The sequence below is a fragment of the Phascolarctobacterium faecium DSM 14760 genome (genome assembly GCF_003269275.1).
Lineage (GTDB): Bacteria > Bacillota > Negativicutes > Acidaminococcales > Acidaminococcaceae > Phascolarctobacterium > Phascolarctobacterium faecium.
Genome location: NZ_QLTS01000003.1, coordinates 132,302 through 154,068, shown reverse-complemented (window position 1 = coordinate 154,068; position 21,767 = coordinate 132,302). Strand labels below are relative to the sequence as shown.

General features: G+C 44.1%; 22 protein-coding genes. 14 read left to right on the top strand and 8 right to left on the bottom strand.

What is annotated here, in order from left to right; genetic code table 11:
- The 6 genes from C8D73_RS05815 (at position 1) to C8D73_RS05790 (ending at position 3,739) form a co-directional block, all read left to right on the top strand.
- On the top strand, positions 1–960 hold the full coding sequence (locus C8D73_RS05815; RefSeq protein WP_021718793.1) for a branched-chain amino acid ABC transporter permease: 960 nt from the start codon (positions 1–3) through the stop codon (positions 958–960).
- Entirely contained in the window at positions 935–1,705 is a 771-nt protein-coding gene (locus C8D73_RS05810; protein WP_113077606.1) for an ABC transporter ATP-binding protein, read from the top strand. The genes C8D73_RS05815 and C8D73_RS05810 overlap by 26 nt, the downstream gene beginning before the upstream one ends.
- On the top strand, positions 1,705–2,409 hold the full coding sequence (locus C8D73_RS05805) for an ABC transporter ATP-binding protein (RefSeq protein ID WP_021718791.1): 705 nt from the start codon (positions 1,705–1,707) through the stop codon (positions 2,407–2,409). Before C8D73_RS05810 ends, C8D73_RS05805 begins: the two co-directional genes overlap by 1 nt.
- Before the next feature lie 24 nt (positions 2,410–2,433).
- Complete coding sequence (locus C8D73_RS05800; protein WP_021718790.1) at positions 2,434–3,093, top strand: CBS and ACT domain-containing protein; 660 nt, start codon at positions 2,434–2,436, stop codon at positions 3,091–3,093.
- A gap of 3 nt (positions 3,094–3,096) precedes the next feature.
- Positions 3,097–3,294, top strand: coding sequence for a DUF951 domain-containing protein (locus C8D73_RS05795; protein WP_021718789.1), 198 nt, complete (start codon positions 3,097–3,099; stop codon positions 3,292–3,294).
- Positions 3,295–3,361: 67 nt separating this feature from the next.
- Positions 3,362–3,739, top strand: coding sequence for a VOC family protein (locus tag C8D73_RS05790; RefSeq protein WP_021718788.1), 378 nt, complete (start codon positions 3,362–3,364; stop codon positions 3,737–3,739).
- A 139-nt stretch (positions 3,740–3,878) separates the two neighbouring features.
- Here C8D73_RS05790 and C8D73_RS05785 read toward each other — a convergent pair whose 3' ends face one another.
- The 5 genes from C8D73_RS05785 to C8D73_RS05765 form a co-directional block, all read right to left on the bottom strand.
- Positions 3,879–4,976: an ABC transporter permease gene (locus C8D73_RS05785; protein ID WP_113077605.1), complete on the bottom strand. Its 1,098-nt coding sequence runs from the start codon at positions 4,974–4,976 to the stop codon at positions 3,879–3,881.
- Complete coding sequence (locus tag C8D73_RS05780) at positions 4,973–6,079, bottom strand: ABC transporter permease (protein ID WP_046430417.1); 1,107 nt, start codon at positions 6,077–6,079, stop codon at positions 4,973–4,975. The genes C8D73_RS05785 and C8D73_RS05780 overlap by 4 nt, the downstream gene beginning before the upstream one ends.
- A complete protein-coding gene (locus C8D73_RS05775; protein WP_113077604.1) occupies positions 6,076–7,572 on the bottom strand; it encodes an ATP-binding cassette domain-containing protein in 1,497 nt (498 codons plus the stop codon). Before C8D73_RS05775 ends, C8D73_RS05780 begins: the two co-directional genes overlap by 4 nt.
- Before the next feature lies 1 nt (position 7,573).
- A complete protein-coding gene (locus C8D73_RS05770; protein WP_113077603.1) occupies positions 7,574–8,434 on the bottom strand; it encodes an efflux RND transporter periplasmic adaptor subunit in 861 nt (286 codons plus the stop codon).
- Positions 8,435–8,500: 66 nt separating this feature from the next.
- On the bottom strand, positions 8,501–9,085 hold the full coding sequence (locus tag C8D73_RS05765) for a TetR/AcrR family transcriptional regulator (RefSeq protein ID WP_021718783.1): 585 nt from the start codon (positions 9,083–9,085) through the stop codon (positions 8,501–8,503).
- 366 nt (positions 9,086–9,451) lie between these two features.
- Between C8D73_RS05765 and C8D73_RS11445 the strand changes: the two genes are divergently transcribed.
- Positions 9,452–9,574 carry a hypothetical protein gene (locus C8D73_RS11445; RefSeq protein ID WP_021718781.1) on the top strand — a complete coding sequence of 41 codons (123 nt, stop codon included), beginning with the start codon at positions 9,452–9,454 and terminating at the stop codon, positions 9,572–9,574.
- Positions 9,575–9,595: 21 nt separating this feature from the next.
- On the opposite strand, the gene C8D73_RS05760 is transcribed toward C8D73_RS11445, so the two are convergent.
- Positions 9,596–10,411, bottom strand: a complete 816-nt coding sequence (locus C8D73_RS05760) for a mechanosensitive ion channel family protein (protein ID WP_021718780.1) — start codon at positions 10,409–10,411, stop codon at positions 9,596–9,598.
- Between the two features lie 260 nt (positions 10,412–10,671).
- On the opposite strand from C8D73_RS05760, the gene ychF reads away from it, so the two are divergent.
- The 5 genes from ychF to C8D73_RS05735 all read left to right on the top strand — a co-directional run bounded on the left by ychF (position 10,672) and on the right by C8D73_RS05735 (position 15,822).
- On the top strand, positions 10,672–11,778 hold the full coding sequence (gene ychF / locus C8D73_RS05755) for a redox-regulated ATPase YchF (RefSeq protein WP_113077602.1): 1,107 nt from the start codon (positions 10,672–10,674) through the stop codon (positions 11,776–11,778).
- Positions 11,779–12,005: 227 nt separating this feature from the next.
- The gene (locus C8D73_RS05750; protein WP_021718778.1) at positions 12,006–12,560 is read left to right on the top strand and encodes a hypothetical protein; all 555 of its coding nucleotides are present in this window, start codon (positions 12,006–12,008) and stop codon (positions 12,558–12,560) included.
- 144 nt (positions 12,561–12,704) lie between these two features.
- Entirely contained in the window at positions 12,705–13,481 is a 777-nt protein-coding gene (locus C8D73_RS05745; protein ID WP_113077601.1) for a histidinol-phosphatase HisJ family protein, read from the top strand.
- A 5-nt stretch (positions 13,482–13,486) separates the two neighbouring features.
- Positions 13,487–14,248, top strand: a complete 762-nt coding sequence (locus tag C8D73_RS05740) for a fumarylacetoacetate hydrolase family protein (RefSeq protein ID WP_021718776.1) — start codon at positions 13,487–13,489, stop codon at positions 14,246–14,248.
- 215 nt (positions 14,249–14,463) lie between these two features.
- Positions 14,464–15,822 (top strand): MATE family efflux transporter, encoded by a 1,359-nt coding sequence (locus tag C8D73_RS05735; RefSeq protein WP_211305784.1) that lies wholly within the window; start codon positions 14,464–14,466, stop codon positions 15,820–15,822.
- Positions 15,823–15,858: 36 nt separating this feature from the next.
- Here the strand turns inward: C8D73_RS05735 and C8D73_RS05730 are convergent, their stop codons facing one another.
- Positions 15,859–19,020 carry an autotransporter family protein gene (locus C8D73_RS05730; protein ID WP_113077600.1) on the bottom strand — a complete coding sequence of 1,054 codons (3,162 nt, stop codon included), beginning with the start codon at positions 19,018–19,020 and terminating at the stop codon, positions 15,859–15,861.
- Positions 19,021–19,402: 382 nt separating this feature from the next.
- The gene (locus tag C8D73_RS05725) at positions 19,403–19,609 is read right to left on the bottom strand and encodes a tautomerase family protein (RefSeq protein ID WP_021718773.1); all 207 of its coding nucleotides are present in this window, start codon (positions 19,607–19,609) and stop codon (positions 19,403–19,405) included.
- A gap of 385 nt (positions 19,610–19,994) precedes the next feature.
- Here C8D73_RS05725 and C8D73_RS05720 point away from each other — a divergent pair, with 385 nt between their 5' ends.
- Both C8D73_RS05720 and panB read left to right on the top strand, forming a co-directional pair.
- Complete coding sequence (locus C8D73_RS05720; RefSeq protein ID WP_113077599.1) at positions 19,995–20,897, top strand: Rossmann-like and DUF2520 domain-containing protein; 903 nt, start codon at positions 19,995–19,997, stop codon at positions 20,895–20,897.
- Positions 20,898–20,915: 18 nt separating this feature from the next.
- A complete protein-coding gene (panB, locus tag C8D73_RS05715; protein ID WP_113077598.1) occupies positions 20,916–21,755 on the top strand; it encodes a 3-methyl-2-oxobutanoate hydroxymethyltransferase in 840 nt (279 codons plus the stop codon).
- Positions 21,756–21,767: the final 12 nt, after the last annotated feature.

Here is a 21,767-nt window from a genome sequence, read left to right as displayed (position 1 = left end):
ATGAATGCATTGAGAAAAAAAGATTTGCTGACATTGGTAGCCTGCGCTGTACTTTTTGCTGTTATGCAGGGATTGATGATGGCAGAGATCATCGGACCTTTCTGGGAACTGAATATCGTTCTGATTTGTATTAATATTATTCTTTCAGTCAGCTTGAACCTGATCAATGGTTACACAGGCCAGTTTTCTATCGGACATGCGGGCTTTTTGGCGGTTGGTGCTTATACCGGCGCTATCGTTACGGTCAAGCTTGGTTTTTCATATGAGCTGGCATTGATAGCGGGCACAGTTGCTGCCGGCTTTTTGGGATTTTTGATCGGTCTGCCGACATTACGTCTGAATGGCGATTATCTGGCGATCGCGACACTTGGTTTAGGTGAGATCATTCGTATCTGTATCCTGAATATCGATTATGTGGGCGGTGCTTCCGGACTGATGGGCATACCCCGTTTGACCAATTTCCCCTGGGTTTTCTGGATTATGATCTTCATCATTTTCTTTATTAAAAATTTCAAGAATTCAGCGCCAGGACGCTGTTGTCTGGCAATTCGCGAGAATGAGATCGCTGCTGATACTATGGGTATCGACACTACGAAATACAAAGTTATGGCGTTTACGCTGGGGGCTGCTTTTGCCGGCACTGCAGGCGTATTGTTCTCGCATTACTTTTATATTGCACATCCGGCATCCTTTACTTTCATGCGTTCTTTCGATATTCTGACCATGGTCGTTTTAGGCGGCCTGGGCTCGATGACAGGCGCTATTACCGGCGCTGTGCTGCTGACTTTTATTTCTGCTTATCTGGCAGAATATCCTGAATGGCGGATGATAATTTACTCGATTACTCTGATCGTCCTGATGCTGCGCCGTCCGCAGGGACTGTTCGGTAATAAGGAGCTCAGCTTGAAAATGTTTCATTTAGGAGGTGGCAAAGATGGAAGCACTGCTGAAAGTAAATGATATTTCGATGGTTTTCGGCGGCTTGCGTGCTGTCTCCAACTTTTCCATGGAAATCAAAGCAGGTGAGCTGATTGGGCTGATCGGTCCCAACGGAGCCGGAAAAACTACGGCTTTTAATATGATTACCGGTGTTTATACACCTACTGAAGGCGAGATAATGTTCAACGGTACGCGAACCAGCGGTAAAAAATCGTATCAGGTAACGCAGCTGGGAATGGCGCGTACTTTCCAGAATATCAGACTTTTTTCCGAGCTTTCGGTTATCGACAATGTCAAAATTGCTTATAATATGCATGTCAAATATACTTTAGGCGAGGCGATTGCCCGGGTTGGCCGTTATTTCAGCGAAGAGGATGAAATTACCAAAAAAGCCCTGGAGCTTTTAAAAATCTTTAAGCTGGAAGATAAAGCTTATGAAACAGCAAAAAATCTTCCCTATGGTGAACAGAGACGGCTGGAGATTGCCCGTGCACTGGCCACGGAACCGAAGCTGCTGCTTTTGGACGAACCGGCTGCAGGTATGAATCCACAGGAAACTAAAGAGCTGATGGAAATGATCCGCTGGATCAGAGATAAATTCAGATTGTCGATTTTGCTGATCGAACATGATATGGGTTTGGTTATGGGGGTCTGCGAGCGGATATATGTTCTGGAATATGGTTTTTGTATTGCCAGCGGCACGCCTGATGAAATCAAAAATAATAAACGCGTTATCGAAGCATACTTGGGCGAGGAGGTGTCCTGATGTTAAAGGTAGACAATATCGATGTATATTATGGTGCTATCCACGCTATCAAGGGCATCAGTATCGAGGTACCGAAAGGTGAGATCGTAACTCTGGTAGGGTCTAACGGCGCCGGCAAAAGCACAACGCTGAGGACTATTTCCGGGCTGATGAAACCGAAAAACGGCACGATCTTGTTTGAAGATAAAAATATCGTCGGCGTACCGGCACATAAAATTGTGGGTATGGGCCTATGTCAGGTTCCGGAAGGAAGGCATGTTTTTGCAAATATGTCGGTCATGGAAAACCTGGAACTGGGTGCATACCTGCGTAATGATAAGGATGGTATTGCCCGCGATCTGGAAGACGTTTTTAAAAAATTTCCTAGACTGCTGGAACGTAAGGACCAGATTTCAGGAACGCTTTCCGGCGGTGAGCAGCAAATGCTGGCTATGGGACGGGCTTTGATGAGCAGGCCGAGACTTTTGCTGTTGGATGAACCCTCAATGGGTCTGGCACCATTGCTTGTTAAAGAAATTTTTAATATAATAAAAGAAATAAACGAGAGCGGTACAACGGTGCTTTTGGTAGAACAAAATGCCAATATGGCTTTATCAATTGCCGATAAAGCTTATGTATTGGAAACCGGTCGCATCGCTTTGGCAGGTACAGCACAGGAATTAGCCAGCAGTGAAGCTGTGCGTAAGGCTTATTTGGGCGGCTGATGCCGGAAAAGGAGCGTGTTTACAATGCTAGTTAAAGACTTTATGACACCTAACGTATTAACGATTTCAGAAGACAAAAGCATGCTGGAAGCCCGGGAACTGATGAAGAGCAGTGCTTTTCGCCGTATTCCGGTTGTAGATGATATCAAAAGAGTGATGGGCATTATCACTGATGGCGACGTTGGGCGCACTTCACCTTCTGATGCCAGTACTTTATCACGTTATGAAGCTAATTATCTGCTGTCACGTCTGAAGGTACGCGACGTAATGACCCGCGATGTGATTACTGTGCGTGATAACAGTGCAATTGAGGATGTCGCCTATATATTGTATAAACATAAGATCAACGCTCTGCCTGTTGTGAATGAAGATAACAGGCTGTGCGGCATTATTACGGACAGCGATATTTTCCGTGCTTTCGTTACCATCATGGGCATTGCTAAAAGCTGCACTCGTATCACGATCGATGTTACTGATAAGGTCGGCGTTATTGCCGATATTGGCGGTATGTTCCGCGATCAGGGCATCAATATCATTTCTGTTGTAACCAAGCGTAATGATGCAGATACTACGGAGCTGACTATTCGCGCTGACCTTTCGCAGCATGGTATGGATATTATTGAGCAGATCCGTGAAGCCGGTTACGATGTAACGGATATCAGTACGGTGAAGGGTGTAGAATAAGCTATGTTGGACGCTAAGTTCAATGTCGGCGATGTAGTGCGGATGAAAAAAGCTCATCCCTGCGGGTCCTTTGAATGGGAAATTACCCGTACAGGAATGGATTTTGGTTTAAAATGCAGGGGCTGCGGTCATTTTGTAATGATTGCCAGGCCTAAGTTCATTAAAGCTGTAAAAGCTGTGGTTTCTGCGGCCGATCAGTAAAATAGCAAAAAGCTCTGCTGAAAGGCAGAGCTTTTTAATTAAAAATATTGAAAGAGAGCGGCGCAAAATGCAGATTACAGCTTTAGATCATTTGGTTTTGACAACGAGTAATTTTGAACTCTGCGTCTGGTTCTATCGTGATGTCCTGGGGATGGAACTGTTGTGCCAGAACGACCATTATGCATTTCGCTTCGGTATGCAGAAGATCAATGTTCATCGTTGTCCTGCGGAATTTTTGCCGGCGGCCGGAAATGTGGCTTACGGCAGTCTGGATATTTGTCTGCTGACGGTAACGGAACTGCCCATTGTTTATCAGGAGCTGGCAAAGCATGGTATCGCGGTTGAAGTTGGCATCGTCGAGCGTAATGGTGCTTTAGGGAAAATGCAGAGCCTTTATGTGCGTGACCCTGATAACAATCTGGTCGAAATCAGCAGATATGAATGAAAACGGTTGAAAAACAAGCCCCCTGTTTCTGATGAAACGGAGGGCTTGTTTTTTTATAAAGGTTGAAGTGACGTTGCAGGGCAAAGAGTACAAGGCTCTGTTCCGGTGTGATAGTAACAGTTTCCGGAATTTGATGATTTTATTCCAGTTTACTTTTAAAGGTCCAGCCGGCAATACTTAGTGTTAAAACAGCTATTAAAGCCAGCGGTATCAAATTTATCAGCACATGATACATATCCATATTTTTCAGCAGTACGCCTTTGGCAATGACCAGAAAGAAACGCAGCGGATTAAGGTAAGTGAGGTATTGCAGTATGACCGGCATATTATCAATAGGCGAGATAAATCCTGATAACAATACGGCAGGCATCTGAAAGGTAAAGACACCTAAAATAGCCTGCTGCTGCGTTCTGCATAAGGATGAAATAAACAGACCGACACCGACTAAAGCTAAAAGAGCGACAAAGTCAGCTGCTAAAAAAACTGCAAGCGAACCAACCAAAGGAAAATCAAAAAAGTGTACTGAAATAGCAAGCATCACCATTGTCAGAAGCCAGGCTAAGAGCTGGGCCGGTACGGCTTTGCCGATGAGGATCTCGGTAGAAGACAGAGGGCTGACAATGAGCTGGTCAAAAGTACCGACTTCTTTTTCCCGGGCAATAGACAGTGATGTCAGTAAAAGCACGATGACCATCGAGAGCATAGCCATCAGGGAAACGAGTGAGTAATACTTATAATCAAGGTTGACATTGAACCAGTTTCTGGTGACTATTTCCAAGCGTGGCTCGCTGCCGGATAATTCTTTGGCATAGCTTTGGATGATCTGTGTAGCATAGCTGCCGATGATCGAAGCGGAATTTGTCTGCCTGCCGTCTGTTATCAGCTGCACGCTGGCGCCGGTCTTGTTTTTTATAGATACGGCAAAATCAGGAGGTATTTCCAGAGCCAGGCTTGCTTTTTGGATATCAATGCTTTGTTTGAGCTGTTCAGGCGTGTCAACAACCGCTACAGAGTTGAACCAGGGCGAATTTGCAAAATGGCTGATCAGTTCGCGGGAATAGTAGCTGCGGCTGTTATCCAGCACTAACATATCAATATTTTTTACTTCCATTGTTACAGCGTTGGCGAAAACAATAAGCTGAATAATAGGCATGATGGTAACGATCATTCTGCTGCGGGGATCTTTCCAGATTGCTTTAAATTCTTTAATGATCAGCGTCAATAATCGTGTTGTCATTTTTCCAACCTCACTAACGTATTTTTATAAACTAAAAATAACAACACAAGGCACAGACAGCTTAAATAAACGGTGTTGATCAGAACTATATCACTGATAGTTCCTGCTAAAAACTCACTTTCAATAAACGACACAAAATAACGCTGCGGCAAAACAGCTGTTAAATATCTGAAAAAAGCAGGCATGGATGAAATCGGAAACATCAGCCCGGAAAGGAGCAGTGCCGGTAAAAAACCCATGACTAAAGAGATCTGGCAGGCCAGAAATTGATTTTTAAAAATCGTGGATACCAGTAAGCCGATGCCCATACAGGTCAGCAAAAACAGGCTGCCCACCAAAAATAGTATGATATAAGAACCGCGGAAGGGCAGATCAAAAACAGCGATGCATAAAAACACGTTAAACAAAAGCGAGCAGATGCCCAAAATATAGTAGGAAAAATATTTTCCGGCTACAAAATGCAATCTGCTGAGCCTGGTGCTTAACAAAGCTTCCATTGTACCCCGTTCCCATTCCCTGGCTACGACAAGCGCTGTTAAAAGGATACCGACCAGACTTAGGGTTACGGCCAGAGAACCCGGCAAAATAAAATAATGGCTGTCAAGCTTCTCGTTATACCAGATCCGCAGCTGTGGATCTATCAGACTTACCTGTTGCTTACTGTAGCCGGTCGTTTCCAGCCACTGATAAATAACGCCGCTGGCATAGCTTTGGACATAGTTGGCAGTGTTGGTTTCGCTGCCGTCGGTAATGACCAGGATCTGTGCGGTGCGGCCATTGTTAAGAGTGACAGTAAAATCGTTAGGAACGATCACGGCTCCCTGAAGTTTGGAATTGACGATATCGCTGTACATGGCGTCCTTGTCATCGTAGACCTTCGTTCTGATATACTGATTATTACTGAAAGACCTGGCCAGAGAAACTACTCTGGGGTTGGCGTCATCCAGCTTAAGACCCAGATTGATATTGACGGAGTCGACATTGATGCCATACATATAAATCAAAGACAGCAGCGTCGGCAAGATAAAAGCAATCAAAATACTGCTGGGATCGCGAAAGATCTGCAGGAATTCTTTTTTGATAAAAGCCCATAAAATTCTCATAGCCGTCCGCTTTCTGCATCTTTGCGGTTAATAAGCGTAATAAAGGCTTCTTCCATCGTCGCAGCAGCAGCCTGCGCTTTTAAAGCTGCCGGAGTGCCGACGGCTATAGTTTCGCCCTGATAAAATAAACTGATGTTATCACAATATTCCGCTTCATCCATAAAATGAGTAGTAATCAAAATCGTGACGCCTTTTTTTGCCAGGGCGCGCAGATGACACCAAAATTCTTTGCGGGTGACCACGTCTACGCCGGAGGTGGCTTCGTCCAGAAATAAGATCGGCGGATTATGGATGAGCGCGCAGGCTAAAGATAAGCGCTGTTTGATGCCCAAAGGCAGTTTTTCTGACAGCTGGTCAAAATAGACAGTCAAACCAAAATAAGACGCGATGCTGCCGACACGTTCTTTGATTTTTGCCAGGGGAATACCGTAAATACCGGCGAAGAATTCCAGATTTTCGCGGACTGACATATTGCCGTATAATGAAAATTTCTGCGCCATATAGCCTAGATAGGAGCGGGCTAAAGTAGGATTTTTCCTGATATCTACCCCCATGATTTTTGCAGTACCGTCTGTTGGCCGGGCCAGGCCGCACATCATTTTAAAGGAGGTAGATTTGCCGGCACCATTAGGGCCCAGCAAACCAAAAATTTCACCTTTTCTGATGTGAAAGGTGTTATTTTTTACAGCGGCAAAGTTACCGTACATTTTTAAGAGGTTTAAAGCTTCCACGGGATATTCTACAGTGCTTTCCCGATAAATATAATGGGCTGCGATCTGTGATTCTTTTTCTTCATAGCCGCCCATCAGGCGGATAACTTCGCGTTCAAAATCAGCAGAAGTGGCAGCCAGTGTTTCCGGCGGACCATGAAAGATGACTTTTCCCTTATCGATAACGACGGTATTGTCAAAACTGTTAGCTTCGTCCAGATAAGCCGTAGACCAGATTACGGTGGTATCTTCTTTGATCGTCGCCCGTACCAGACGCATTAAATCGCGGCGTGAGATGGGATCTACACCAACAGAAGGCTCATCTAAGACCAGGAATTTAGGGTCTCCTAAAAGCGCGCAGGCTAAACCAACCTTCTGCTTCATACCGCCGGATAAATTACCGGCCAGTCGTTTTTGAAAGGGCCGCAGACCGGTAAAGTCCAAAAGTTCGTCAAAATTTTTATCGACTGATTTCAAATCTGCATAGAATTCCAGGTTTTCACGTACGCTCAGGTCTTCGTACAGTCCAAATTTTTGCGGCATATAACCTATTTGAGCGATAAGTTCTTTTTTTTGCCGGGCCGGATCATAACCAAGGGTCGTAACGGTTCCCGAATCGGCACACAAAAGCCCGATTATGATACGCAGAAGCGTGGTTTTACCCGCGGCATCGGCACCTACGATACCTGTCATTTGTCCTGTAGGTATGGTAAGCGTCAAATCGTCTATAGCAGTCGTATGTTCAAATTTTTTAGTAATATTATTTATTACTACCGTATCCATTTTACTTACCCCGGGTATCCTTCAAATCGATCAAAACAGTCGTGGGCATTCCCTGACGCAGAAATTTATCCGGGTTATCGGCATAAACACGGATCATGTAGACTAGATCTGTACGCAGATCGGTTGTCTGTACGCTTTTGGGCGTAAATTCGCTGACAGGGGAAATATAACCGATATGACCCTGATACGTTTTCCTGGCGCCTGTCTGCGGATCAGTACTGTCGGTAATGATCTGTGCCGGCATACCATCGTAAATATTGCCCAGATCTGTTTCATTGATATAGGCTCTGACCCAGATCGGGCGCGGTTTGGATAAAGTATAGACGGCCGTTCCTTTTTGAATGATCGTACCAGGCTCAACTAAACGTGCGGTAACGATGCCTTCTTCCAGTGCATAAAGTTTGGAGTAATCACTTTGCCTGGCTAAAAGATCTTTTGCGGTTACGGATGCATTATAAGCTGAGCGCGCTTCCTTCAAGGTGTTTTCCACAGTTTCAAAATCCAGCTTGGAAATAGCGCCTGTGCCATATAAAACAGTATATTTATCATAGACTGACTGCGCCTGGACCATTGCTGCATAGGCCTTGGCTACTTCACTTTCCGACTTGGCTTCCTGCAGCTTGTAATCTGCCGCGTCGATCTCTGCGACTAGGCTGCCTTCCCGTATTGTATCTCCTTCTTCAAAATACATTTTGGTGATTTGTCCCGGAACCTGAAAGCCAATATCAAATTGGCGGATATCTACATTCCCATATAGTGTTACCAGCGTAGGATCTTTTGCAGCAGGTTTCAAGAAAAACCACAGGCAGCTTATTACCGCTGTTATTACTGCTATCATGATTAAAAATTTTTTCTTCATCATACGGCTCCTTTGAGTGCTTTCTTAATTTAATAATAGAAGAAGAGCAGCCTCTTGGCAATCAACAAATCAGGGGCTTTTGTCGGATTTTGCAGTCATTGCAGCCAGCAGGGCGGGCTGGTCGATAAAGCTGCGTAGTTTGAGCCAAAAATCGAGCGGTGAAAGCGGACTGTCATGCTCGTAGCAATAGACCAATACCTGCAGATGACCATTGATGATAAATTCTATCAACAGCTGCAGCTGCGGTGTTATCTGCTGAGTAGTCAGCTGCAGGTTTTGGATCAGTACTTTCCGAATATGGTTTTTCATTTTATGGACAAAACGCGGATCGCCGTTCTGGCCTAGGAGCATTGCCAAAATACGGGCATTGCTTTTAAAAAATCTTTGTGACAACAGGCGTTCTTCTGCTGTAGGCATACCTGTGCGAAAAATACGAAGGCCATGCGGCAGAAAAGTGTCGACAAGCTGAAATAATTCATTTTCTAATTGTTTCAGCAGATCATCTGTATTATTGAAATAGGCGTAAAAAGTACTGCGGTTGTAACCGGCTTTTTTTGTAAGCTGTGAAACTGTTATTTTGTCGCAGGGCAGGGTCTGGCACAGCTGCAGAAAAGCTTCTACAATGCAGGTACGTGCTGTTGTCGGCTTAGTCATGGCAAAATCCCCTTTGCTTTTATTAATTTAATTATACTATAATCTGTCAGACTGCAAAAGAGAAGGCCGGTAAGCCGAGGGTAATTGATCGGAAACAGATCATTTATTGCCCGGGTAATATTTACAGCTTTTTTATGCTGGTCAGGGCTATTTTTACGGTTCCTGGCATTTACCTGCCGTTGGGGCAGCGGTATTATATGGTTATGAAAGAGAGAGGTGAAGATAAATGACAGCCGCAACCTTTAATGCTTGTTTGAGTTTAGCAGTATTGGGTGTATTAACCTTTGCCTGCTGGCGTAAATACAGAATCTGTCTGCATACTAACGTACATAAATAAAGCGGTATCCGTGATAGGAAGTGAACCTGATGGTTGATTTGCTGGTGGTGCTGTTTTTTCCGGCAGTACTGACGGTATTGCTGAGCATAGCAGAGCTGCGCATTAAATATGCAGAAAAAGAACTCCTGAATAAAATAAAAGAGCACTTCTAAACAGAAGTGCTCTTTTATTTTCTATTTATCTTCCTGCATATAGATATTCATACCGGGAACAGCGCCTTTGACGCCATTAGCGGCATAAGCTTTGCTGATGTTTTCCAACAGGTCAAAATATACATTCCAGTAATCGGAGCCCTGGGCCCAAACACGGATCGTATATTCGACGGCATATTCTTTATAACCGGAAAGCCTGATAAAAGGCGCGGGATCATTCAGAGTATTGTCCGTAGCTGCAACTGCCTCGGTCAGAGCTTTTTTTACAGTGGCAATGTCGTTATTATAGCCGGCGCGGATCACAATATCGACGCGGCGTACCGGTTCCGAGGAAAAGTTAGTGATTTTCCCGCCGGCGATCTCACTGTTCGGTACGAAAATATCTTTGTTGTCGACAGTGATGATTTTGGTGCAGAGCATGGAAATTTCTTTAACTGTACCTTCGATACCAGCTGCGGCAATATAATCGCCTGCTTTGAATGGTTTGGTGATCAGCAGCATGATACCATTGGAAAGATTGGATAAAGCGCCCTGTACAGAAAGTGAAACAGCTAAACCCAACATACCTAAAACGGCCAGCAGTGAAGCAATAGGAATACCGATACTTTCAGCAACGATGCATACAGCTACAAAATTGAGCACTACTCTGATAACAGTGCGTAAAAAACCGCGCAGCGTCAAATCTACGTTCAGTTTATCCAGCAGTCTTTCTATTGGACCCATCAATGCTTTGATTACTGCGTGGCAGACAAGAAAAATGACAAGTGCGGAAATAATGTTGCCAACAGTCAGTTTACCGACTGAAAAATTAAGGATTTCCTGAATCGTTTCCATCATATAAACAGCTCCTTTTCATACTTGTTTATACAAACAAGCTAAAATATATTATTATTATAACATAAAATAATGTAATTAAATATCTTTAAATGAGATTTTAATAATTTACTGCAAAAATATATACTGTAGAAATATAAATAAATATGGGCTGAAAACAACTAATAAAAGCAATGGCATAATCTCCGCCGCAGTAATGATATTGCATAAAAACGGTCTTTGAGGTAAAATAAAGTATTACTAATAGATGAGGAGCGATCAGAGTGAGTACCAATTTAGAAGTAGGGATAGTCGGTTTGCCTAATGTCGGCAAAAGCACCCTGTTCAATGCTATTACCAAAGCGGGAGCAGAGGCTGCCAACTATCCTTTTTGTACTATAGAACCTAATGTAGGTGTTGTTGATGTGCCTGATAAACGCTTGTCTGTTTTGGGAGAAATGGTCAAAGCAAAAAAAATCGTACCTGCGGCAATGCGCTTTGTAGATATAGCCGGGCTTGTTAAAGGCGCGTCTAAGGGTGAAGGCCTGGGTAACAAATTTTTGGCGCATATCCGTGAGGTTGATGCCGTTGCACAGGTCGTACGTTGCTTTGAAGATGGAAATATCACTCATGTCGAGGGCAGTATCGATCCTCTGCGTGACATTGAGATCATCAATACAGAGCTGTGCCTGGCAGATATGGAATCGGTTGAAAAACGCCAGGAAAGACTGGTGAAGCTTTTAAAGACTGGTGATAAAAAGGTGCCAATCGAAAAGGCTGTTCTGGATAAAGTCTTGGCAGGACTCAGCGAGGCAGTGCCGGCACGCCGTCTGGGGCTGACTGAAGATGAGCTGGAATTTTTGAAAGAACTGCATCTTTTGACTATGAAGCCTGTTTTATATGTAGCCAATGTCAGTGAAGAGGAAGTTGCCGACGCATCTGCCAATCCGCATGTGCAGGCTGTTATAAAGTATGCGGCCGGTGAGGGTGCAGAAGTGATTACCGTATCGGCGAAGATGGAATCGGAGATCGCCGAACTGCCGGATGAAGAAGCGCAGGAATTTTTGGCGATGGCCGGATTAGAAGAAGCAGGGCTTGACCGCCTGATCAAAGCCGGATTTAAACTTTTAGGGCTGATGACCTATATTACTGCCGGCGAAATAGAAGTACGTGCCTGGACGATCGTACGTGGAACTAAAGCGCCGCAGGCAGCAGGCAAGATCCATACAGATTTCGAACGCGGCTTTATCCGTGCGGAAATAGTTTCCTATAATGATCTGGTTGAGTGCGGGAGTAAAGCGGCTGCCCGCGATAAAGGGCTGGTTCGGCTTGAAGGTAAGGAATACGTGATGCAGGATGGCGACGTAGTCGAATTTCGTTTTAACGTTTGATTTGCAGACTCTTTTGGACGGTTTTAATAAGCGGTCCAAAAGAGTTTTATTTATATCACGTTATAAATTTTCACAAATGTTTATGAACCGGAAATATTTTTGAAGTGCAGATAAAAGTATGCTATAATAATTGCAAATTATCCATCTGATGATATTTACAAATGATTGAGAAACTTTAACAGTTATTTGTAAATATTCAGACGAACTCGGTTAAAGGAGCGATTCTAATGAAAAAATTATTGTTAGTTATTTCCATGTTGATTTTTGCAATGCTCATGACTGCCTGTGGTGGCAGCAGTAAAAGTGTTTTCACTGAGCCCGGCGCTATCGGGAAAATTATGGGCGAGCTGCAGAATAAAGATGGTTTAAAAGGACAGGAGCTTAAGGTATTTCAGGATATTACGATTGTTTCAGGAAAAGATTACGGTGGTAATTTTATTTCTATCAATATCCTTAAACCAGGCACCAAAGAAGATGTCGATCATTATGAATACCGCAACGGGAGCTGGAGCGGCCCATCTGCTGTAAAGATTACCGGCAGCGGTAATATGGAAGATAATCTGATCGCTTTGCAAGCATTAAATATGGACAAAATTCCTGAGATGTATAAAGCTTTCCAGGAAAAAGTAAGTGATAAAAAAGATGTAAAAGTCAAAGAATCGTTAGTGTATCGTTTTTGGAAAGGCGATTGGACCGTCATGATGGACGCAGAGAGCGACAGAGAAGCATACAGCGCAGAATTTGATTTAAATGGTAAAATGATTGATTTTAAAAAACGTTGATAAAAAACTCCTTAACAGAATTTTTTCTGTTAAGGAGTTTTTTAATACCGGTTAAATATTGTGAAAAATAGTTTTAAATAGTTTTTCTAGTTGCTTTTTCAAGCCTATTTGATACAATATAAACTACGAAAGGATGGCCAGAATATGATTTTTGACACACATATGCATTGTGATTATTCCTGCGATAGTCATATGAAAATTGCCGAGGCCGTCGCTGCGGCAAAGCAGCAGAATATTGGCATCGTTATCACTGAGCACTGGGACGATGATTACCCGACGAATCCGAGTGCATTTATGTTTGATGTAGACGAATATTTTGAACGGTTTGGCCCTTATCGCAGTGACAAAGTGCTTTTGGGAATCGAGATCGGAATGCAGAAGCAGACAACAGCTGCAGATGAAGCTTTGGCTGGGAAATATCCCTTTGACTATGTGCTGGCATCCATGCATTGCATTAATGGCCGCGATCTGTATGAAGAACGCTGTTATGAAGGGCTGGCAAAAGTTGAAGCTGTACGTGAATTTCTGATAGATACACTGGCTAATTTGGAGCGGCATAATAATTTTGACGCTTTTGCCCATATTGATTATATGTGCCGGTATATGCCTTACGCAGATAAAGAACTGATTCTGGGAGAAGCGCCGGAACTTTTTGATCAGGTTTTTAAGCTGCTGATAGCAAAAGAAAAACCACTGGAGATCAATACCCGCCGGTTGGATGATGCTGGAGCTATGGCTGCATTACTGGCGGTGTACAGACGTTATGCACAGCTGGGAGGTAAATATGCGGTGATCGGCAGCGATGCCCATTATAAAGAACATGTAGGGCGGCGGCTGAAAGAAGCGTTGACCCTGGCAGATGAAGCAGGATTGGAGCCTGTATATTTTAAAGAACGTAAGATGAGAAAGATAAGGAGCTAAAATTTATGAGATGCGTACGTTTTGAAGAACAGGGCCGCGCCAGAATCGGCTTTATCGACGGCGACGTGATTCGTGCCGTTTATGGCAGTATTGATACTTACTGGCGGATGACAGATGAGGTTTTTCCTTTGGCTGGCGCTAAACTTTTGGCTCCATGTGTGCCGAAGCAGATTATTTGTGTCGGTTTCAATTATCGTGACCATGCAAGAGAATTTCATGTGGACGTACCTAAGGAGCCTGCGCTTTTTACTAAAGCTGCGCATACTGTTATCGGTAACGACGGCAAAATCATTTATCCGCGTCAGAGCCATGAGGTAGTTTATGAGGCTGAGTTAGGCGTTGTTATCAAAAAGCGGATGAAAGACGTAGCTCCGGAAGATGTGCCGGATTATATTTTAGGGTATACCTGCGCTAATGATGTTACAGCACGGGATCTGCAGTTGTCGGACGTACAGTGGCTGCGCAGTAAATCTTTTGATACTTTTTGCCCATTGGGGCCCTGGCTGGAAACTGATCTTGATCCTACAGATCTGTCGATCAAATTGTATTTGAACGGACAGCTTAAGCAGAATGGGCGCACCAGCGACATGGTATATAATCCCTATGAGATATTAAGCTATATTTCGCAAAGTATGACACTGGATGCCGGCGATCTGATTCTGACCGGTACGCCTATGGGTTGCGGTCCAATGCTGCCTGGAGATGAAGTTGTCGTAGAGATCGAGGGTATCGGCAAGCTGCGTAATGAAGTGGTAAAAGGATACTGAAATAAATAAAAAGGACGCTGCGGCGTCCTTTTTTATTGTTTGAAGAGGCAGTGAATTGACAGAAAAAAATTTGTCTTGTTAAGATATTTGAATCAGTAAAAAAAGAGATTTGATTTATTTGTGAATTCATCCTGAAGATGAATTGCAAATATTTGAAATAAATGTTAAAATTAAGCTCTGACTGATCAGTCAGGAAATGGTTGGGTGGTGTTTTTATGGTAAGGAATATGACAGAGGGAGATCCGCTGAAGCTGATCCTTCCTTTTATGGTACCGCTTTTGATAGGTAATGTCTTTCAGCAATTATATAATATAGCAGATATCATCATTGTAGGACGGACGATAGGGGTCAACGCACTGGCGGCAGTTGGGGCTACAGCGCCTCTGTTCATGATGCTGGTTGTGCTGACGATGGGTTTGTCTAATGGGTTCACGGTGGTTACGGGCCAGCGGTACGGCGCCGGTGATCTTGACGGTGTGCGCCGCAGTGTGGCGATGAGCACGATGCTGAGTTTGTTTTTTGTTTTGATAATGATGCTTATAGCAACATTTGCCCTTGATCCGGCTTTAGCGGCGATGAACGTTCCTGAGGAGTTGTTTGAAGATGCTAAAAGTTATGTTTTGATCATCAGTCATGGTATTATCGCCATGATGGGATATAATCTTCTGGCAGGCATTTTGCGTTCTCTGGGCGACAGTAAAACACCGTTATATTTTTTGATTATCGCAACGATCCTGAATATTTTTCTGGCGCTGCTGTTTATTATTCAGTTCGGCTGGGGCGTGCCTGGTTCAGCAGTAGCGTTGGTTATTGCGCAGGGCTTTTCCGCGCTGCTGTGTATTGTTTATATTGTCAAAAAATTTCCGATCCTGCGTCTGCAAAAGCAGGACTGGCATTTTGACTGGAATTTTGCCTGGGAGCATCTGCGTATGGGCCTGCCAATGGCGGTGCAGTTTTCAGTGTTGGGGCTTGGTATGATTTTCATTCAGGCTGTTTGTAATAAGTTCGGTCCGACTGCGATCGCAGCTTTCACTTCCGCAATGCGGATCGAACAGCTGGCATTGCAGCCGATGATTTCTTTTGGCTTGTCGATGGCGGTTTTCAGCGCGCAGAATTTTGGCGCTCATCGGTTTGATAGGATCCGCGAGGGTGTAAAAAAATGTTCGTTGCTGGCTCTGTGTTTTAGTTTATTTGCCGCTGTTATTATGTATTTCTTCGGCCGCGAAATGATCAGTATTTTTATCAGCGAAGCTAATGAACAGGTTTTATCGCAGGCGCAGCAGTATCTGCATCTCAGCGTGCCGTTTTATTTTTTCCTCAGTCAGATTTTTATCTATCGTAATGCCGTACAGGGTATGGGTATTGCGATGATACCTATGTTCAGCGGTATCGTAGAGCTGATACTGCGTACTTCTGCCGCAGTATATCTGACCGAATATTTTGGTTACAGCGGCATTTGTTACGCCAGTCCGATTGCCTGGCTGGGTTCGTCGTTATTTCTCTTTGCGAGTTATCATTATTTCATCAGGCTGCTGGAGGATTCATATAAACAGCATGCTGGTATAAACGGCTAAAAAGAAAAACTCCCGGAAAACCGGGAGTTTTTCTTTTTAGAATAGATACTCCAAAGACAGCATGCCTTGGAAAGAACTGTAAGAATTACTGCCAAAACGTCCGCTGAGATCAGCAGAGATGAACCAGTCTTTATTGAATTCTTTTTCATAACCGAGACGAAGTTCGCCAAGATTTTTGTTACCGTCTTGAGAAACACTGTCACCAAGAGAAGAAATAGTGTAATTATTAGAATTGTGGAGCCAGTTTACCTCGGCAAAGAAAGAATCTTTTTTTGTCGAAGCTGTATTCTGTTCACTTAACCAACGCAGTCCCAAACGTGTTTGAAGATTGGCTTCATTGCCAAAAGCGATAGTACTGTCATTATTTTCAGTATACGTATCATTATTAAGCTTGGTATAGGTAAGCTGAAGCTTAGGCTGCCAAGAATAAGTACGCCGATCTGTTTCTTTGTAATTTATGGATTTACCGATTTCTGCCGAAAGTCCCCAGCCGTTGGTATCATAGCTTTCTTTGCTTAGTCCGGCACCATTGACTTCGTTATCAAACCAGCCATATTGGAACCAGGTATCAGCATACCAGCCGCTTCTGTCATGTGCGTTTTCAAACCAGCTGCCATAGACACCTAATAAAAATCCATCGACAGAACCTTTGGAATCACGGTTGGCGAAACTGGCTGAAGTCGTCTGGCTGCCATTGCCATAAGCTGCCATTATGCCGAACAGCTGCTGTTCACCTTTATCACTGACTTCATTATAAAGATCAGTGCCCATGCGCAGTTTGTATAGATTGGCATTACCGTGGATCTGATCGTTGCTGAAATCCTGTTTCGTACGGGTATAGTTGTTTATGATCCAGATATTAGGGGCATCTTCCTGATTGTTTTGATGCTGCAGATGCGTTTCACGATCATAAAGGCGGAGATCGAACATAGAACCGGCTAAGGCCATGTTTCCCAGATATGAACCTGTTTCAGGACGATAGACAGGGGCAGTAGTAGGCGCATAGGATGTTAAGTACCAATCACTTTCAGTACCTTGATTGCCGCCTTTGACGAGTGAATATTCATATAAGCCACCGACCAGGGGATTAGACTTGATGAAATTACCATCAGAATTCCCGAGAACTTCAATGACCTTGATACCCTGAGCGGTCTGTGCGCCACTACCACCGATATTTTTAAAATTGATATAGGTTGTGCCTGAAGTGTCACCGCCGACGATCATTTTATCAGTTGCAGAATCGTCTTTGCCCAAGACGACATTCATATGCAGCTGGCCATTGTCGCCGCTGTAGTTTCCCGCCACATATAAATTTTTGAAATTTTCAGCCTTTTGAGCTTCGAGAAGTTCATTATCGTTGTTCCAGTCCAGATGACCAAATTTAATAACTGAATTATTCAGGGACAGATCAGTAACAAAGTTGCCTTCTGCTTCAGATCCCTGCCATAAATTTTTTGCAGAAGCGTTTTGGGTCATATTCCAGGTACTGTTATCCGTCAGAGCAAGATCAAGCCTGCTGCTTTTACCGGTACTGTCTATTGTATAATCTGTAAAAATAGCACCGTTCAGAACAGTGTTTTTAGAAGTATTGACAGTAATATTACTGGCAACAAGATCCGGATTAGTTGTCGTTTGACCGCCATAGGTAATATGGATCAAGTCTTTATTACTGGAATCATGAGCGGTTGCTGTACTGTTTACCAAGTTTAAAGTAGCGTCCTTGACTGCATCCGCGACATTGATAATGTCACTGTAATTAGTACCGCCAGGATTGCTGGCACGTTGATGCCCGTCAGTGGTTATTTCCTGGCCATGTGAACCTATCTGTATCAGGTGGCCGGTATAGACACCGTCACTGTCACTGGTGCTGGCAACTCCGTCATTAGTGATATCAGTATTTTCCAAATGGATTATTTGCTTACCGGCATCCATATTATTACCGGTCTTATCAGTGGAGTTGCCCAGAGCTGAAGAATATTTTACGGCTGTGGAGCTGGCGTGGATCTTACTGCGTTCAAGCTGTCCATCGACAGCAAACATATTGAATCCAGCCCCATCTCCTGCTATTTTGATGCCATAAGCTTTTTCATGATCTACTTTTATATCTGCAGTACCATAGAGGTTGACCTCCGATGATCCGTATTTACTTCCCAGATGTTTTTCTGCAGCTTGATTTGTTGCAGCCAGAGTACCGATAACAATACCATGTTGATGATTGCGCCCGCTGGTTTCGATAGTAGTTTTGAAATTACTGCTTTGAGTACTGTTGATATCTATTCTGCCGCCGCCAATAGCGATAATACCGGATTCGTGATTGCCTCCTGTACGGATATCAAGCTCACCGCCCTCATAGCCAAGTACTTCTATCTGCCCGAAATTGCCTGTTTCCAGTGCCGTAGCTCCTGGTCTGCCGGCACCGTCATTTCTATTGAAGCTGCCTCCAAGAAAAGTTATTTTAGCCTGTTCGTTAATGTCTTTAGCAGGATCGCCGTTGGCTAAGAACATTCTGCCATTGCTGTAGCCGGTTCCGTCTATTTCCACTCGGTCAAAATTGATTCTCCCTGTCCCGTTGGCAACTACCATCCAGCGCTGACTGCTGCTTGCTGCTTTAAATAAGGCTGACTGGTCATCGCTTTTACCATTGGAAAAAGTTATAGAAGCTCCATCCTGAGCGGCTACAATGCGGCTCTGACTTACTTTGACAGTTGTCGTGTCACCGGTTACATGTATTTCACCATTGTTGTAAGCAAAAAATGCTGATTCAGAATTTTTATAGTTTGTGGATTTGGAGGTAATAGAATTATCGGTACCGCTGAGGATTATTTTACTGCCGCTGCCGTTAGCAACAATTCCAGAATAACCTACTCCTGTAGAATAGGTATCGCCTAAACCGACCGTGGCATTTAAACTGCCATTAACAGTAAGCTGACCGCCGCTGCTGGCGGTGAGGGATTCGCTGCTGTTTACACCGTTGACGGTTGTTGCACCGGCGGTGACAGAAACCTGAGCGCCATTAGAAACTTTGATACTGTTGATAGTATCGGTATGTGTGATAGGATCATAAGTGTCTGTGCCATCTGCAGTGTATTTGCCGTCTGTAACAGGTACCGGTGCAGCCATTACGTTAGTTCCGTAAAAGGTGCAGTGCGCTGCAAGGAGCGCCAAAAGTATTGCTTGACGTTTCTTGTTGCTGTACATAATTGGGTCCTCCTTAAGAATAAAACAATAGAAGATAAAAATAATAAAATAATTATTGCAATAAAGAATTTTAAATCCTATAAGTTAAAATAATTATATTTTGTAAAAATGTACTGTGTCAAGCATTTATAGATTATATATCTATACAGTTTAATCGAGGAAAAGGAAATAATACTGTGTTTTTAGAAGAAAGCGCAGGGTATTACTCTGGGTAATTTGAAATTACAATAGCTGATAAAAAGTCGGCTGTATTTAAAATATTAAGAATAAAACTGAAAAATTAGAAATTAAAATGCAGACTAATATTAGTCTGCAAATGAATAAAATAAAGAAATATAAAAAACGCCGTTATCATTTAGATAACGGCGTTAAAATAGTGCTTTTAGTTGTTTCTTTTCCGGATCTCGGTAACAGAAATGCCTCCGATGCCCCAATTATCAGTATCGACTTCATCGATAACGACAACAGTAGTCTTTTTGTTTTTACCGAGCACGTCGTGCAGCAGATTGGTAGCACCTTCTATCAGGGCTTGTTTTTGCTCTGGTGTCACGTTGCCTTCACGGGTGATTTTAATATTTACGTAGGGCATAACAAAGACCTCCTTTTTTCTTTCAGTATAGCATGAAAGAATGAAAAACAACAGGAATTTTAAAGTGGGTGATATCATGAGTACGCTGTGTTTCCACGGTGCTTTTTACAAAATATACAGGCAGGGACCGAAAGAAAGGTTTTTTTGTAAAGTAAGGTAAAAAACGCTTGTCAAGGCCGGAGTGCTTGTGCTATTATAGCGGTGACCATAAATGGCCGGGCAGTATCTTTGTGAGCTGTACCATAAGCCGCAGGTCTTAATTTAAAATCAGTCATTAATCGCTTGGATCAGTAATGACCGGGACGAGACGCAATAACAAGGCCTTTTTATAAGTATTTTTGCGCGCTCCCGGCGGGAGTGCGTTTTTTATTTTACTGCCTTGGTTATGCTCTCAAGCGAAGAAAGGGAGGGAACCATGAAAATAGGCATCATTGGGCTGGGTAAGGTTGGCAGTGCTTTTTTGAAAGCCTGTGCAGTAACTGCTGCTTTACAGGTAGTCAGCGTCAAAGCGGGTCGATCGCCGAAAAGTTGTGCGAGGCTGGCGGGCATGGGTGACTTTCAGATTACTTCAGTCGGGGCAGAGGTGCTGGCGGCTGCTGATGTAGTTTTGCTGGCAGTTCCGGACGGGCAGATCGCGGCAGCAGCTGAAACACTGGCTGCGGAAGTAGGTACTGCCGGGCGTAGGGATATTCTGTCAAAGAAGGTGTGCCTGCATTGCAGCGGTTCTTTGGGTTTGGACCCTTTGGCGGCGCTTTCTGCCTTGGGGATTCACTGCGGCAGTCTGCATCCATTGCAGAGCTTTGCCGGAGGCAGTGCCAGATTTAAAGATATCGGCATGGCTGTTGATGGTGATAATGAAGCACAGCAAGCTGCCTGTTATCTGGCCGAAGCGCTTCAGGCATATCCATTCAGAGTTCCTGAAGCGGAGCGCAGTGCCTATCATGCGGCTGCTTGTTTTTGTTCTAATTATCTTGTGACAATAACTGCGATAGCACAGCAACTGTTTGAACGCTGGACACCTGACAAGGCAAGGGCTTTGCAGTTTTTGCTGCCGCTGCTGGATGGGACTGTCAGTAATCTGCATCAGACTCCGTTGGCCCGCAAGGCATTGACCGGGCCGATTGCCCGCGGTGATGCAGGCACTGTAGCAGGACATCTGAAAATTCTGCCGGAGGAACTGCAGCTGGTTTATCGGGAACTGGCACTTCAGACTGTGCGTCTGGCGAGTGAAAACGGCAGTATCGATGAAGCGAAAGCAAAAAGTTTACAAGAACTATTGAAAGCTTGACAGTAAAGGAGTAAAACCATGAATAAAAAAGCAATAACCACATCGACTATCAAAGCAATGAAACAGCAGGGTGAACCGATAACGATGGTTACAGCATACGACGTTGCGATGGCCCGTAATGTTAATGAAGCCGGTGTTGAGATGATTCTGGTAGGTGATTCTGTTGGTAATGTGATGTTGGGTTACGGTTCTACTGTGCCCGTAACGATGGAAGAGATGCTTCATCACACCAAAGCAGTGATGCGCGCCTGCGGGACGGCACTGGTTGTCGCTGACATGCCTTTTATGAGTTATCAGGCCAGCATTGCTGACGGTCTTTATAATGCGGCCCGCTTTTTAAAGGAAACTGGCTGCACGGCAGTAAAACTGGAAGGCGGCAGTGAAATCTGTGAACTGGTACAAAAAATGGTTGCCGCAGGCATTCCCGTGGTCGGACACATTGGTCTGACGCCGCAGTCTGTCAATCAAATGGGCGGCTTTAAAGTGCAGGGTAAGGATGTAGCCGCAGCGCAGAAATTGCTGGATGATGCTAAAGCGTTAGAGGCAGCAGGAGCTTTTGCTATTGTGCTGGAATGTGTGCCGGCTGCTTTGGCTGCAAAGGTGACTGCTGAACTGAAAACAGCGGCAACTATTGGTATCGGCGCCGGAAATTCCTGTGATGGGCAGGTCCTGGTCTGTAATGATCTGCTGGGATTTTCGGACGGGTTCTGTCCGAAATTTGCCAAAAAATACAGCGATCTGCACGGAAGTATTGTCAGCGCAGTGCAGCAATACATCAGGGAAGTTAAGGAGCGCAGTTTTCCTGCGCCGGAGCATACGTTTAAAATAGATGATGAAGTTTTAGAGAAATTATATTGAGAGGAAGCCTTA

Excerpts from the sequence above, each read along its gene's own strand:
- C8D73_RS05780 (WP_046430417.1), bottom strand. The coding sequence starts at position 6,079 with ATGAGAATTTTATGGGCTTTTATCAAAAAAGAATTCCTGCAGATCTTT.
- C8D73_RS05720 (WP_113077599.1), top strand. The coding sequence starts at position 19,995 with ATGCTCTCAAGCGAAGAAAGGGAGGGAACCATGAAAATAGGCATCATT.
- C8D73_RS05765 (WP_021718783.1), bottom strand. The coding sequence starts at position 9,085 with ATGACTAAGCCGACAACAGCACGTACCTGCATTGTAGAAGCTTTTCTG.
- C8D73_RS05740 (WP_021718776.1), top strand. The coding sequence starts at position 13,487 with ATGAGATGCGTACGTTTTGAAGAACAGGGCCGCGCCAGAATCGGCTTT.
- C8D73_RS05790 (WP_021718788.1), top strand. The coding sequence starts at position 3,362 with ATGCAGATTACAGCTTTAGATCATTTGGTTTTGACAACGAGTAATTTT.
- C8D73_RS05810 (WP_113077606.1), top strand. The coding sequence starts at position 935 with ATGGAAGCACTGCTGAAAGTAAATGATATTTCGATGGTTTTCGGCGGC.
- C8D73_RS05735 (WP_211305784.1), top strand. The coding sequence starts at position 14,464 with ATGGTAAGGAATATGACAGAGGGAGATCCGCTGAAGCTGATCCTTCCT.
- C8D73_RS05750 (WP_021718778.1), top strand. The coding sequence starts at position 12,006 with ATGAAAAAATTATTGTTAGTTATTTCCATGTTGATTTTTGCAATGCTC.
- C8D73_RS05805 (WP_021718791.1), top strand. The coding sequence starts at position 1,705 with ATGTTAAAGGTAGACAATATCGATGTATATTATGGTGCTATCCACGCT.
- C8D73_RS05745 (WP_113077601.1), top strand. The coding sequence starts at position 12,705 with ATGATTTTTGACACACATATGCATTGTGATTATTCCTGCGATAGTCAT.
- C8D73_RS05785 (WP_113077605.1), bottom strand. The coding sequence starts at position 4,976 with ATGACAACACGATTATTGACGCTGATCATTAAAGAATTTAAAGCAATC.
- C8D73_RS05770 (WP_113077603.1), bottom strand. The coding sequence starts at position 8,434 with ATGATGAAGAAAAAATTTTTAATCATGATAGCAGTAATAACAGCGGTA.
- C8D73_RS05775 (WP_113077604.1), bottom strand. The coding sequence starts at position 7,572 with ATGGATACGGTAGTAATAAATAATATTACTAAAAAATTTGAACATACG.
- C8D73_RS05730 (WP_113077600.1), bottom strand. The coding sequence starts at position 19,020 with ATGTACAGCAACAAGAAACGTCAAGCAATACTTTTGGCGCTCCTTGCA.
- C8D73_RS11445 (WP_021718781.1), top strand. The coding sequence starts at position 9,452 with ATGGTTGATTTGCTGGTGGTGCTGTTTTTTCCGGCAGTACTGACGGTA.
- C8D73_RS05815 (WP_021718793.1), top strand. The coding sequence starts at position 1 with ATGAATGCATTGAGAAAAAAAGATTTGCTGACATTGGTAGCCTGCGCT.
- C8D73_RS05725 (WP_021718773.1), bottom strand. The coding sequence starts at position 19,609 with ATGCCCTACGTAAATATTAAAATCACCCGTGAAGGCAACGTGACACCA.
- panB (WP_113077598.1), top strand. The coding sequence starts at position 20,916 with ATGAATAAAAAAGCAATAACCACATCGACTATCAAAGCAATGAAACAG.
- C8D73_RS05800 (WP_021718790.1), top strand. The coding sequence starts at position 2,434 with ATGCTAGTTAAAGACTTTATGACACCTAACGTATTAACGATTTCAGAA.
- C8D73_RS05795 (WP_021718789.1), top strand. The coding sequence starts at position 3,097 with ATGTTGGACGCTAAGTTCAATGTCGGCGATGTAGTGCGGATGAAAAAA.
- C8D73_RS05760 (WP_021718780.1), bottom strand. The coding sequence starts at position 10,411 with ATGATGGAAACGATTCAGGAAATCCTTAATTTTTCAGTCGGTAAACTG.